Source organism: Mycobacterium lepromatosis, assembly GCF_000975265.2.
Taxonomy (GTDB): Bacteria; Actinomycetota; Actinomycetes; order Mycobacteriales; family Mycobacteriaceae; genus Mycobacterium; species Mycobacterium lepromatosis.
The window spans coordinates 2867515-2881713 of the sequence record NZ_CP083405.1 but is presented as its reverse complement, the minus strand read 5'-3'; the positions used below and the strand labels follow the sequence as shown (position 1 = coordinate 2881713).

The following is a 14199-nucleotide window of genomic DNA, read 5'->3' as shown; positions in this document are numbered from 1 at the left end:
CACCAGCCGTATACGCTACGACGAACCGATTCTACTTGCATGCATAATCGAAGACTGATGACCTAAGCCAAAGATGGCATCGGATTGTCTACGGCAGAATGCACGATAATTACTCCCTTAATTCCTAAGTGCAGGAGCCTGTTTCGCTATAACCCTGTTCAGGAGTTGGCCAGCTCAGCGCTAAGAAATTTACTATAGTGCTTTGCACCAGATGGGAACGCACGGACCTGCTCCTGGACAACCCGCAACCAGTGCACAGATAGCTGCGCGTTCTTGGCCTACCACCTGGCCTCCGCGTCGATCTAGTTCAACCGTTTGGCCCGATCATGGTTGCCCTGTTTACGCACCTGGACCTGCTGCACTCCCCGCCGACTTGCCGATCGGTTATAGCTACCGCTGATAGCTATGTCTACGAAGGAAGTCCACATGTATTCTGATTTCAACGAAAATCATCGTTGGGGCAAGTTCATCAGATGCTATGCTAAACCACTCGTTTGGTCACCATCGGGCAACGAATGTTATCTGGTGAAAACTGTTCTGGATTAACCGAATAAGTCACAGTTACCGTACTATCTGCCTAATTACAACACACCATCAATGGTGTTGCACGACTGGGGCTTGTCGGCTTCCGTGACGACAGCACAGAACTACAGCTACCAGAGGGTCATCGGCTTGCTGCTAGGCGATCAACAGCTGTATTGCTTTGTGGCCGAAACACGACGATGTCGCAGCCTGGAACATCTGGTCCTGGACGGAAGTACTGCCGTTCCTTCGCGGCTGAGGGACGACACTGACTTCGACTGCCCTCACCACGGCACTGTCATCCTTTTGTCCTTGAAACACAGCAACTCTACAGAATAACCAGCGATCTCAGATGCATCGGTAGAGACTGCTGTCGCCGCAGGATTCTCATCGAGAGTATACCACAACGCAATAGATGCGACCAGCGTGAGTGTAGTTCCAATGCACATCACAGAGGACAGACAGTGGATCTCGGCGGCCTCGGCCTATCGAGACGCGTTAAGCGTCAGACGGATCCTGACAATTCTACCTAACGCATTGGTGGACAAAGCGCTTTCCTCCGAGTCGTGGACCATCGGGGTCCAGTTGATTACCGATGGGCAACCACGAGCCGTGCATGCCGACCGAATCACGATGTACGTAGGAACCTACAGCACGCAGACTATTCTACAACACTCTGGAATTGGCCGAGCGGACCTGATGCGTGCACTCGGCGTTGCTGGTGTCGCCAACTGACCCGGAATCGGTTCCAACCTCGCCGATCACTCCCAATTCGCGACCGTACTCCGGTCATGGCCGAGTCGTCGACTCATGGGCCAATGTCGCGCTGCGCTACACAGCACCCGGGTCGATCATTCAGAATGACATGCGGCTACACGGACTAAACCATGTTGTCCTCAAGGTTTTTGCACAGCATCTAGCGATGCGTCACGCCGGACCGTTAGACCGTTAGACTTTCTATAGTACCCTCTACGCTGGATGGCTCATCGTGGGTGCGGCACTGTGCGTGCGATATCCACCGATACGGACGCATCGCCTCGTATCGAAATCGACTATGGCCGTGACCCGGAAAATCTGCGCCGCCAATGTGAAGAGGTCCTGCTGTTCTAGAAGCTGCTGCGGCAAAACGAATTTGCGGCACGCACCAAGGAAACCATTGATATGGACGAGACCATAGTGCACTCGTGCTCGACGCTAAACGACATCATTCGGCAGGCAGCGTCTATCACCCCACGGGCACCGCGCTACGGTCCCCTTGACGACCCCACAGCATATTATTAGACCTGTTGGAGGGCGATGGCCGAGGGGCTCCGTATGGCCGACGTCTCGATCATCCCAGGGTCCTTCCGCGCACCAATGCCAACCTCATCTCAATCATGAGAGGAGAACGGGTAACGACATGGTCCAACTGACCTAGAATCCCATCGTCGAACTTCTTTCGTCCTGAAGCACCACCCAGATGACCTCCCTGTGTATGAAAACGAAACAACGCCTGATAATTCACCTTCTCACTCTTATAAGTGCTAGCCATGGTCAGCGACAGGATGAAGTCGCCATCACATTTCAGGGCATCTGTCGATGCTAGATTGACGCAGTCAACTGGACGTCGGTTACGCGTCGGTGTTCACGTGGGAGGTCCGGTCAAATGGGTGACGTGAATTGGGACACGCTACGGAAGGCTGCGGTCGCGGCCAGAGTGAATTCCTATGCGCCCTACTCGAAGTTCCCGGTCGGGATAGCCGGTTTTGTCGACGACGGCCGGCTAATTACAGGGGTGAATGTGGAGAACGTTTCATACGGACTCACGCTATGTGCCGAGTGCTCGATGATTTCGGCGTTGTACGCTACCGGTGGTGGCCGACTTGTTGCAGTCTACTGCGTCGACGGCAACGGGAACCCGCTCATGCCGTGTGGTCGCTGCCGCCAATTGCTCTACGAACATGGCGGACCCGAACTGAAAATCATGACCCCGAAAGGCGTGCAGACGATGGCCCAGCTCCTTCCCCAAGCGTTCAACCCGCAGGAAAGGATGTTCGGCAATGGTGAAAAAGACCACCGTGGTGACGATCGCAGTCAACGGTCGCCACAGCCAGCAAGGCAGCGTGGGCTGTCTGGGCCGCGATGAGTTTCGGCGCTTCGTCGCACAAATGTTCAAAACTGTGATCAGCCCAACGCTGCCTACGATTAAGAAAGACGTGGTTTTGAAGACTGCCCGCACAAACTTCGACGACTACCGCCTACATCCTGGCGTTTGGTGCTGCGCTCGTCGCAGGTGGTCGCATCAATGATCTACTCGGCGAAGTCAAGATGATCGTCATCGACTTCATCATTTTCAACGCCGGTTTGATGGTGTAGGCTATCACCGTGGCCGGCCTCCGTATGATTTAATAGCCCCCTCATCTAAAACATCGGTTCGGCATATTCGCCTTGGCTAGCTTGTCGATCGTGGTTAGCCCTTGCCCTATAGACTGGTCGGAGTTCACCGCCGGCGTGTGGGGCCGGGCACAGGTTCGGTGTGCTCATTGCCTCTGTTTGCCGCCTGGATTATGCAAACCGCCAACTAGCGCTGGAGTGTTCTGGGTGGCCGTGCCGATCGCAGCGCTGGTCATTATCGTCACCCTCGCAGCAACTCGCGAATACCAAAGCGTGATAGCTGAGAAGAGATACGACTGGCTTGGTCCGATTTTGAGTTATACTTCCTGTCTTCAGGTTGCAGAACTCGTCGGTGAGCTGGACTACGCAGAGAACCTGGGGACCCCTGACAGCAAGCATCATTTTTGCTGACGCTTTTCGGTGTCATGAAAACCAGAATCGGCCCACCCTCTGGTGGACTTCGATCTGTGGAAAGAGTACCTGTTTCCGGCGGTTTCTTCACTTAGAGGAGCGCTGTCGGCTTGGTCTATATCCCATCCTGGACATTTGTCGAGTCGGTGTTCTCTGTGCTTCATTTATGTCCAGGGCTACTCACCGGGCAAGGCCAGTCGAGTCATCATGATAACAACCGTCGGCTGCAGAGTCATCCAGCCATCGACTGGCCGATAGGGCGACAAGGTCGGTCCCGGCCCCCGCCGCCCCATGACAGTTGTCCTGGCGATGCAAACCGCGGCCTGGATCAGGCTATTCTTCAGACTAGACACGACGCTGGCAGAAATCACAATTGCGTTGACGATTATGGTTATTGGCGTGGATAATCGCGCTTCCATCACACAATACTGCAGCTATGTCGCCCGTGGACACCGAGTATGCCGGGATGGAATCGGGGCCCATCCAGATGGCCTTCAACATCCCTGCCGCATTCGGCGTTACGCTTGTAATGTCGGGGATCGGCACCCTCACGGTATCAAAGATCACTGCGGATCTCGATAATCGACCGGGCACTGCGGCGTGTGACTGCACATTATGCCGGAGCAGGCTGGAACGGCAATCTATCGCAGGCCAACGCCATCCTCGCAGCACTATCCAACGACGCTGCCAAGGCCATCGATCAGACTGCTGAGCACTTCATCGGTGGCAATCACGATCTCGATGTTGGTGCTGGCGACCGTCACGCTGGCAAGTGCGCTCTTCGCCTGAGACTGGACGTACTCCTGCGAATTGCAGGCTAAGGATGTCCGTTCCAGCGCCTAAGCCTGGTAATTTCCAGCGGGATCGCTTCTGCCGACTTGCGTGGAAGGCGTTAATCTCTTAGTTCTGCGAATTCACTGACATCATCGAGCGGGGACGGATAATGCCCGTTCAGGCAGAATACAGGTAGTGATCGGTCCCGTGGACGACCCCAACGTGGTCAAACTACTGGCCTTCGCAGTCAGCCACGGTGATGGGCAACTCAATCAGGCAATCGAGCTTTACCGCGGTGACGAACCTGTCGTGGATCTCTCCGTGCGATCGCCGAGCAACGTCAGGTGACGGTTCTCGGTTGCGCGCTGACCGATGCTTAGGCGATCATGCTTCTATCGCCACAACGCCCTGGTGCAACGAACTTACATCGAAACCAGTTTTGCTCAACACCATGGTGATACTGGTTTCGCTCGGGTTATCTGTCGTCGCAGAAACCGATGCTAAAACCGTCAGCGTCTACCGATCAAACGGCTCTACAGTTACCACTGTTTGGTGATAAATACCTTTGGTGCAGAATGGTTTCTCGTCATCCTCCACAAGAGTTAACCAATCAAGCGTTGATCAGGCTGACCTTGAGGTAGTTGAACAACGCCGTACCTGAGTCTTCGTTGAACTTACGTAACTGCTCGGTCGTGGCCGTTACCTGGTCACTCTCGAGCCGGTTGAGCAGCGTGCAGCAGATCATCGCGAATTTCGGAAAGCCCCAGTGGTTGAGGTAGCCCGCGATCATGGCACCCTCCATCTCGATGTTACGCACACCGTTCTTGTCGAGCCACTGCAACCATGCCATCTTTGTCGTCGGTGTCTCGAAGCACACCGCGCCGTCGATACGGAACTGCTCAAGGAAGAATTCGTTGCCGCTGACCGTCCTACCAGACACCATCACCAGGTCATCGATGCCTTCATTGGCAGCGATGATGGCGTTGTGAGTGCCAGCGGGAAATCGCCCATCGAACCAATACTCACTGTCGCCGCCCCTGAGTAGTCGGTAGGGCTGGAGATCAGCCATCAGGCCCTCAGATGACACCACCACAGTTCCGCCGGGAAGTCCGATACCACCGCTGGTGCCGACCCGACACCAGAATACCTGATCCAGGGCCTCGAGGTCGCCGCGCTTGAGAAAGAACACCAGGCGCATGAGCTCCTGCAGAGCGATCGAGGCGCTGGCCATACCCATGCCGTGGGAAGCGAAGAGCACGCCGGCGGTGTACCTGGTGACGAACCGCTCCTCTTTTGAAAAGGCAATGACCCGGGAGACTTGAGACCCGCCATTCAGCTCGCTCCAGCGGTCGGCAAACGTGGTGATGCGCTCCCTAGTGCCGGCCAGGATGACTGCTTTGACATCGCGAAGCGCATCGAGAGCCGGGTCGGAGGACGTTATGCCCAAGTGATAGTAAACGTCCTCATAGCTGCCGTCGAGGACACCGTCGAGAAATGCGTAGTTGATGTTCTCAGTCTTCACCTCGACCTCTCCGATTCGTCGGACGCAAGGAAAAATCTACGCACTTCGGGTCAAGTTGGCACAACGACCCACGGACAACATCGGGCGTCTAGTGGCATGGTACGGCCGTCTAAAAGACCGTGGACCAGGCCACACCACGATTCGAACCATTTCGTCTGAGGTAGGGGATCTATTAAGAGTGGCAGAAATTTAGCTTGTCGTTGGTCTTTGGCATTCCTGCTGACCCCAACGCTTGGCAAGACGAACCACCTATTGCCATGCCGTGACGTGTCCGGCACTGCCATATCAAATGAACCACCTTCAGATGGGTGTCGATCGCCATTTGCGCCTCAACGGAGCGAGTCCGGATGCTCTTGTCATTCGTGATTACTACCCAACCACACTCACCGACAACGAGGATCCAATCAAGATCATCGATCCTCTTAGGAAAAAGTAGTGCATTTAGAGATGCGTAGCATTATAGATGCGGTATCGCGGAGGACTGCCCTATGTCTTTGCCCATCCGGAGCAAGTTTTCGTCCACGACATGTAACGACGTACTCAAAACAACCATCCCGCTGCTCGCGCCTAGTCAGGCAGCGTTGCGATGTTTCGTGACGTAACCAACCGCTGCACGAACTTGCGCGATGCTCAGCCCGCGTAATCGGCTGCGAGGTCTTCTTCTCGCTCGCCAGCATGCCCATCCCAGCAACCGTTTTGACTGCGACGCGGCGCCCGACAAATGTCGGCTGCCCACTGTAGCGCCGTGAGTTGACCAAGATGCCAAGAATTCATCATAGACAGCCAATTCGGCAACGTATGTTTCGCCACGTTCGTCCGTGCCCAGCTGAGCACGCTGAACCACCGTCCAGCCCTCGCTGATGAGTAGCTGGCCGATACTCACAATCATGTCCGTTTCGTCAAGGCCCACCTAGACTCCGCCGATTGTCAGCTCACGATTCTGCGCCGGCAGGGAGGGCGAAGGTGCGCCCGGTTATGGTCGATGCAGTAAGTCGCCTAAAGTGCTTTGACTGCAACCTGAAACCGCCTTGCCGGAACTTCTTCCCGTAATTTAAGCTAACTACCCGAACCTCGACGAACTCGCCCCACGTTACCCACTCTGTAATGCGAAGAGTGGCCCGAAGGAGTGAATCTTACTGCTTTGCCGCGGCGTTCGTATCCGTTTATCCAGCACCATGCCGTCCCGCCAAGCATCCCAATAAGCCGCTCCACCTCCGCGGAGAACATAGACAGAACTGACATGTCAACAAACATGGCACATGGATACCTTCCGCCAATGACATTATGGCTTCACGGCTATTTGCATCCAGGATCACCTCACCCGTCTTTAAATTATCGACTAGAAAGACACGGCGCCGGAAACAACTAGCGGATGCGGTAGCGAACCTCAACTAACCCAATATGCGGTTCACTCCATCGTATGCGTGCGAACAGGTGCCATCGTCGAAAGCGTCCAGAATCCATGCAGCGAACGCAAAATTCATGGCTACTTGAAATCGAACCTCTTGCCCGGTCATCCAACCCATCTCTCCCTGCTGGCACTGCCGTCGACATCCTGAATGGGTTACGTGCGTGCGGCCCCAAACGCTTGGTGATCTACTTCACCAAACACTCATCACCGAGTCAATCAGGCAACAAGGATTACCAACGCATTGTCCCCGACGCCTGGCGCAAGCTGGAGAACCTACCGGGTCGCTTTTAGCGGTATTCCTGGGTTGCAACGAGTAACTGCAGTCGTAGAAATCGCTCGGGATGCGTCACGTTTCGATTGGAACTCATCGTTCTTTGCTGACCAGGTTATCGTATTCCCACTCCCGATAAAGACAACACAAGATCAGTCGAACGCCTTAAAGAAATTCGATCACTCCTACACTTCTGCACTCCGGCGCAATACGCACAGTAATCATCCCATTGCCGGACTGATTGATCGGTCGCTCCTCAACGACACAACCGGGTGATCTGCTGTCGCACCCACTCCACATCAACACCGCTAAGACATCAACACCGTGTGAGGTATACACACCTATCATCCGGCAGACAACCGGAGCGATCAGACCGAAACTGCCTTGCACGCCGACACTCTGCCAAAGAAATTTTAAAGAATTAGGCCTTGACATCACTCTGATATTTCAATGTCTAAAATATATTTAAGGAATCAGGGAAGTACAGATTCATGCCGACACCCTTACCGCCACCTATGATCCTGCCTTGCCCATTTCTGCCGTCATGACCGAGGATCGAAACAACCACGCAAAGCGACCGGATTCAGTCGAGATGTATACGTACGACAAGACACACAGACATTAAAAAATTATCTGGTGTGAAGGGCGTTCCATCAACGTTTGATAGTCACCCCAGAACCTGGGGAACTTTCTTCATGTAATTCATGTAGATAGTCGGTACGGCCGTCATGGTCGTGATTGCGCTACTCGTCTGGAGACTGCGGTCACCAGACAATTACGCGCTCCACTTCTGCACCCCCGTACTGCAGGCCCGGTGGTTTCCCCGGAGTGTGGCATCATGGCCGCGAGTCTGCGAAAGCCTGCGGCTTGTTAACCTAAGAGCACATTACCCGTAATTACACGCAAGATAAAGAAATCGAATAGATCTTCTGTATTCATAACCGCCTACTAGGAATAAGTATGTACAAGAACTGTCTACGCATTGCCATCCACACCCGGATCGACCAAAAGGTCGACAACCCGGAAAACGTGGTCCCCACAATCCGCGATGCCGTCGGGGCACACTCCGCCCAAACGACAATAGTTGTCCCCGACACAGTTTGCATGTAATTTTTATGCAGGAAAAACTGTCGACTGTGAAAATTTCTACATAGCCATGTACTAGTAAAACGTCAGCAGTCGAAATCAGCAGACAAGAGAACTGATTAATATAGATTTTCCCCGCCGCTGGCCGTTAATACCCTCACTGTTGGATGCTCTGACGCAAGCAAGAAACCATTTTCTGGGGAATCGCCAGCGGATTAGAACCATACGCCAATTCCAGGACAGCGAATCGGCTTGTCTTAGTTATCAAGTACGGAATCAAAGCGTCCATCGGCTCACCCTTATTAAGCAAGGTAGCTACGACAGAGGCAGAAGCCGCCTGGCTGCTGAACAAACGGTAAGACCTGCTGGAAGTCCGGAGCTGTGGAATGGCCCGTAGGGTGCGTTCGCGCATAATCAAAATTTAACCCATCGTGATATTGCTCAATCGATGAATTGGCCAGATTGACCATTTACATGACGGATGAAGACCTTAAAACAAGTTGGGGAATCTTTTTTCACGCATATCGAACCAGAGAAGAGAAGTTCGCATTGTGATCGCTGCATTCGCGCAAGATCCGTGCAAAGATACCCTGTCCATGCGTAGGTTGTTCACACAGACCACGCTTTACGGCTTCGCTTACGCGAGGAGGTCACGATGGTTCTGAGTGATAGCAGAGCTGATCGCGCGCATGCACCGCATCAACCTAAATTACCTTGATACTGGATAAATCATCGACGAAAACGGGGCAACGGCACACATCGACTACCGACCAGACTCGCTAATTCTTTCTTTGACAGAATAATACCGAATAAATACACGCGTCCCAGCCACGTGGGTCCAGTAAAGCGCTAAAGATATCGACATGGTAATTCTCTTGCACCACAACTAAGACAACCCTTGTTGAGCTGTTGACAGCAGAGCAGGTGGCCGAACTGCTGGGCATCCTAGCTGCGACCGTGAGCCAATGGGGAGTGTTGCGCGAACACGGTGAAGACGTGAGACCACCTCGCCACACGCTGTCAGATCGAGTAAGACGGTGAGAAACAAGGGGAAGTTCGCGTATAGCTGAAGCAGGTGCGCCGCTAAATGGCAGGCTCGGTATCGCCCGGCATCCGAAAGCGAATCAATTCAGCCGGCCAACCGCGCTACCTAGTGCGCGATCCAGCCCCCGTCGAGATGAGTCTAGACACCATCGACCTTCGCCGCATTGCGATAAGCGTAAGTTTTCAAAGCCGACCGTAACGGTGAAGCGACAATTGGCACCAGGCGGTCAACCCCCGACTGAGCCACATCACACTCGCCTCAATCTGGACACAATACAGCACGTCGAAAAGCCCAGCCGTGTCGACCAAGACATGGAGTGGTTACACCCAGCATTGGGAATTCGGAATTGGTCTGCGGTTCGGCCATGTCCCGACCGACGAAATCTGCCACAAGGACGTATAGCAGTTCGTCGACACCCTCACCGTCGGCCCGTGGGCCAAACTCGCCACGCTTCGGCTGCTGCGGTCAATTCTCGACATGGTACGGCCGGAAAATAGCCGAATGCCATATGAATTCGACTCGGGGCGTATCAGCCGGGCAGATACCTGGCCCGAGAACGCCATCGCTACCTCACGGCCGCCCAGGTGGTCACGCTCGCGGCGGCGTGCGGCTACCAGGGCAACGTCGTAACGATCCTGCCCTTTACCGAAACTGCACCGGTCAGAATTTGTCGGCCTGAGCGTCGGCGACATCTACCTAACGTTGCTCAGGCTCTACGTCCGCCAAGCAGTGTCGACAGTCGAAAGCCGGATCATCGTTGGCCCGCCAAAACGCGTGCAGCCGTCCGAACCGTCCCATTCCAATCGTCATCGATACCCTCAAGCCACGAATTGACAACAGTGCACCTCAAGAACAATTGGTTACCTCACCTACCGGCGGTTTACTCAGGTCAAACAACTGGCGCCGGCACACCCACTGGAACAAGGCCCTTAAAAAACCCACTTGGCGCCTCTGACTATCCACAACCTACGCCAGCCTGGCCCGAGCTTCCGGCGCTGACCTTCGCTACGTCCAGAAGACCATGGGGCACTCCGCACCAACTGTCAACGCCAATATCTACAGCGACCTCATACACCGACGAACTCGACCGCTTAGCCACGAACCTCCACCGGACCGACTCCACATTTCCGCGGCAATTCAGGCGAAAGGACAGGAACCGGACACACTGAAACGTCCATAGCTGCCGTTACAGTGTCCATACAGCTCAAAACCGGTAGCCAGGGGCGGGATCGAACCGCCGACCTTCCGCTTTTCAGGCGGACGCTCATACCGACTGAGCTACCTGGCCAGAAGGCAGCGTGTGTGCCTCGCCGCGCTAGCGACCCTGACGGGACTCGAACCCGCGACCTCCGCCGTGACAGGGCGGCGCGCTAACCAACTGCGCCACAGGGCCTTACTTGTACTCCACGTCACCGCGTAGCAGTACCCCCTACGGGATTCGAACCCGCGCTACCGCCTTGAAAGGGCGGCGTCCTAGGCCGCTAGACGAAGGGGGCCAGAACCGAATTTCTTCGGGGTACTCACAACGTAGTTACTGTTGAGACCCAATCAGCTTAGGCCACCGTGGGCCCAATCCTCAAACAAGCTCAATTCCCGAACGCAGTATCCTGAATGTCCGCGCCCCTATAGCTCAGTTGGTAGAGCTACGGACTTTTAATCCGCAGGTCCTAGGTTCGAGTCCTAGTGGGGGCACCAAATCCCCTGCTAACATTACGTTAGCCAACATTGGCACCTTCGACGATAGCGTCGGGCAGCAACTCGTCTGCCAGCGGTTTACGGTGGTGCCGGACTCACTGGCACAACGCGCGGCTAAACGACGTTTTTTACCGCCATATCGTTGGCGATGCTTTCCTGAATGAGTGGCTATGGAATGAACCTCAACCAGGACCAGTGCGCTGGTCACACTGGAAATCCGCCACTCGATAACCGACTTTCGAACCGAACCATCCGGCTAATAGCTGTAGCACCGGCTTGCCGATCAGTTGCCAATCAAACGTCAGGCTCAAGACGTGGCTTGGAAGATGGTGGCCCCGGCACAGCATCGACGTCGCCCGCTAAACGCTGCAAAGCAAATCACGCATTCTCCGTTACGGCCCAGGAATCGGTCAGGCGCTCGATCCTAATTACCACTTGCGCCGGGTCATATGGGCCCAACTTGGACCATTCATTCTAATGGATATCGACCAGCTTCTGGAAGCCCAACAAGCCTGTCCCGAAGTACGACAAGGATACGCTGGCTAAAAAACTTATCACGATTTGTAAGCGCCAGTTCGTGCGGTATTTCCGGACTTGTTCACCAACCGCATGAAAGATAACCTTCTGCACTACTAATAAGCTTGCTCCCGTTCCTGAGGTGTGGCATAAGCGGACGAGCATCGCACTGCTGTGGATTACCTCGGCTATGTCGTCTTCGGGGTAGATTAAACCATTAGCCGTATGAAAGTCCTTGACCGTGTGCGACGATGTCTGCCAGCCGTGCTAGCTCAGACAGTCGACAATGTGACTGCGTTGACTATGGGTAGGCAAGATCGTTCAGATCGATTCTCGAAGCCCAATTCACCCATCTCCGGGCCTGCGGGAGAGGCTACCGCTCGTCCACGACACGGTAGCAGTGACGGGCACGAATGCAGAAGCCAGCCCAACTGTCGGAGGCAATCAAAGGAGTGATGTTACCGAACAGGACATCCTGGTCCGCGTCCAGCCCTCCGGCAAGGAGACTAGCAACCCTTCGGTACTCCACACGGTAACAGCCTGCGAATCGAATCCTGCCGCCTGCAGCGCCGCAGCCCAATCATCGCGCAAGTCGACCGCGACCATTGCGCCACTCAGCGGTCGGCTCGGCACCTAGATCGCTCAGTGTCACCGTCTTGAATTCAATCCACCTCCGGTATGTCGCCCTCGTAGACCACGGTGCCGGCCGGCCACGCTAAACGGTAAGCGCGTGCATCGAGACACGCCACGAGAATCACTCTTGGCCGACACCGTTCTTTGTCGTATCGACAAAGAATTGATCGTAGAACCTGGCGCGGCAAGCCATCCGCCGGGCCATGTGTTGCAGATTAAATCCGGATTCTGGTCAACAGCAATCCGACCATTGACCAGTTGCGTGTAGACGTCGAATTAAACAGCCTGCACCAGCAGCGCGACACATGGATCATCGATCGGCTTTTCGTCAAAGGCCAGCGCTCGCTGAGCGGCGATCGTGGTCGCCGTCGCTCCGACACTCATCGCGATATCCCCAACGATCACAATCGGTACAAGCCAAAGCCCTCCCCATCTCGAGTCACAAAAACATGCAGAAATAAATATTCAAAAATGAATATATTATTACTCTATTTACTATCGCAAAAAATTCCCCACACTTTGGCGACAACACTACTATTTGCATATACATACAGATAATAGCCGCGGTTGATTACCCGGCAATCAGGCCAGTTTAGTGATCGAAATGTTATCAATGTTGGCCGATGCCACTCGCGTGCCAGTGTTGTAGTCGCTGACGAATCGTGAGATGTCCGTTAACGAACCCGCCGAACATGTGGACAAACCAGCGTCGTCAGTCTCCCGGCACCTGGCGAAACTGCGGATGACACGTCTGGTGCGCACCCGCCAGACGGGACCACAATTTTCTACAACCTGAAAATTTCTACACGATCACGTACGCCAGCTGGTCATCGATGCCGTCTTCAACGCCGAACACGACAGCCCAGGGATTCCACGTCATCACCGCACCGAGGTTGGGTTTAAGCCAGTCACCAAATTCGCAACACCACCCACCCGCTGGGGCGGCAGGTTGCGTACAGGCGTCTGCACCAGCGGTGCGTCAGCGAGCACGCGCCCAATAGCACGATCCCAGCCGGCACAGGCCTGCGGATGCTTCTGCAACCGGCGCGGCACCAACGCGAAGACCAAGCGGACAAAGTTGCCAAAACGCCTGTGCAGCCATTCGTCGCTGCGCAACCACCGGTAACCCGCCGACTCCCGGACAGGCGGAGCGTAAGACCGACGGTAAGCCAAACAAGGAAAAGGGCCAGGAATCTACGCTGCCCACAACCAATCCGGCACCCATTGAGCGAAAGCAGGTTTAGATAGCTTGATCATATCGAGTACGGCACGTGCCGCCTGATTATTCTCCAACATGTTGCGGCAAAACCGATCTCAGTAGACCGGGAATTCCTCCAAGACGTCTTCGCTGGGAGCATGCTCATGCCATATCGCTACCAAAGCGATGTATTCACCGAACAGCTGGCGCTCCTGGTCTTCGGCTAGGCCACCGCAGAACAGTCCAGCCACCTGCAAAATTACCGACAAAGAACGTGGCATGCGCCCAGTAAAAGACAACAGGGGCTCAACACTTAGTAGCGACAGCCAGCAGCATCAGCGCCTTGATGGTGGGACCATATATCACCCACCTTAGCGTCGGTCACCGGCGTGTAGTCGCCGTCGAAAACAACACTGTCAATATTTGGTATAATGACCACAGCAGCCGTTGCCAGCGTTCCCGGAAAGGTCAAGTGATCTTCGACCACCGCTCCCAACTGGGAGATAAGTATTCTGCATCGATCGCGCCCATGGCCCCGGCACCATGCCACGCTAGCCGTCGGCCAAAATACCGCCAGGTCAACGCTTCTGAGCGAAGCGGGAGCGGCGTCGCAGCCAGCGACGACATCGGACAGCCGCCAGCTATATCATCGTGATCTTTTAGCGCTGTTCAACGGGCACGCTGGCGACGAATATTTAGTCACTGACGCTTTTCCTGTAGATGAGAGTCATTCTGACTAAAC

At 54.7% G+C, this 14199-nt stretch carries 7 protein-coding genes, 4 tRNA genes and 4 pseudogenes; 7 read left to right on the top strand and 8 right to left on the bottom strand.

The annotated features are described in order from the left end of the window. The first annotated feature begins 867 nt into the window (after positions 1-867). From MLPF_RS18055 to MLPF_RS13600, 5 genes and pseudogenes are all read left to right on the top strand, one after another. Positions 868-1257 (top strand): GMC family oxidoreductase N-terminal domain-containing protein, encoded by a 390-nt coding sequence (locus MLPF_RS18055; protein ID WP_156147238.1) that lies wholly within the window; start codon positions 868-870, stop codon positions 1255-1257. A gap of 910 nt (positions 1258-2167) precedes the next feature. After that, positions 2168-2548, top strand: a pseudogene (locus MLPF_RS13615) (cytidine deaminase); the annotation flags it as partial. A 554-nt stretch (positions 2549-3102) separates the two neighbouring features. After that, entirely contained in the window at positions 3103-3306 is a 204-nt protein-coding gene (locus MLPF_RS13610; protein ID WP_237817214.1) for a hypothetical protein, read from the top strand. Positions 3307-3908: 602 nt separating this feature from the next. Further along, positions 3909-4127: a hypothetical protein gene (locus MLPF_RS13605; RefSeq protein WP_045843648.1), complete on the top strand. Its 219-nt coding sequence runs from the start codon at positions 3909-3911 to the stop codon at positions 4125-4127. Positions 4128-4275: 148 nt separating this feature from the next. Next, entirely contained in the window at positions 4276-4428 is a 153-nt protein-coding gene (locus MLPF_RS13600) for a hypothetical protein (protein WP_236685164.1), read from the top strand. Between the two features lie 262 nt (positions 4429-4690). Here the strand turns inward: MLPF_RS13600 and MLPF_RS13595 are convergent, their stop codons facing one another. The 6 genes from MLPF_RS13595 to MLPF_RS13565 form a co-directional block, all read right to left on the bottom strand. Beyond that, positions 4691-5602, bottom strand: coding sequence for a uridine phosphorylase (locus MLPF_RS13595; RefSeq protein ID WP_236685165.1), 912 nt, complete (start codon positions 5600-5602; stop codon positions 4691-4693). A gap of 172 nt (positions 5603-5774) precedes the next feature. Then, positions 5775-6020 carry a PIN-like domain-containing protein gene (locus MLPF_RS13590; RefSeq protein ID WP_337588839.1) on the bottom strand — a complete coding sequence of 82 codons (246 nt, stop codon included), beginning with the start codon at positions 6018-6020 and terminating at the stop codon, positions 5775-5777. Positions 6021-6173: 153 nt separating this feature from the next. Further along, a complete protein-coding gene (locus MLPF_RS13585) occupies positions 6174-6512 on the bottom strand; it encodes a hypothetical protein (RefSeq protein ID WP_045843650.1) in 339 nt (112 codons plus the stop codon). Positions 6513-10629: 4117 nt separating this feature from the next. Beyond that, positions 10630-10703, bottom strand: a tRNA-Phe gene (locus MLPF_RS13575). A 31-nt stretch (positions 10704-10734) separates the two neighbouring features. Next, positions 10735-10808 (bottom strand) — tRNA-Asp (locus MLPF_RS13570). A gap of 30 nt (positions 10809-10838) precedes the next feature. After that, positions 10839-10911 (bottom strand) — tRNA-Glu (locus MLPF_RS13565). 123 nt (positions 10912-11034) lie between these two features. Between MLPF_RS13565 and MLPF_RS13560 the strand changes: the two genes are divergently transcribed. Further along, a tRNA-Lys gene (locus MLPF_RS13560) sits at positions 11035-11110 on the top strand. Positions 11111-11779: 669 nt separating this feature from the next. On the opposite strand, the pseudogene MLPF_RS15990 reads toward MLPF_RS13560, so the two are convergent. Further along, positions 11780-12680, bottom strand: a pseudogene (locus tag MLPF_RS15990) (class I SAM-dependent methyltransferase); the annotation flags it as partial. A gap of 183 nt (positions 12681-12863) precedes the next feature. On the opposite strand from MLPF_RS15990, the pseudogene MLPF_RS13550 reads away from it, so the two are divergent. Further along, positions 12864-13175 (top strand): annotated as a pseudogene (locus MLPF_RS13550) (ArsR/SmtB family transcription factor); the annotation flags it as partial. Here the strand turns inward: MLPF_RS13550 and MLPF_RS18050 are convergent. Next, positions 13139-14102, bottom strand: a pseudogene (locus MLPF_RS18050) (oxygenase MpaB family protein). The pseudogenes MLPF_RS13550 and MLPF_RS18050 overlap by 37 nt on opposite strands. Positions 14103-14199: the final 97 nt, after the last annotated feature.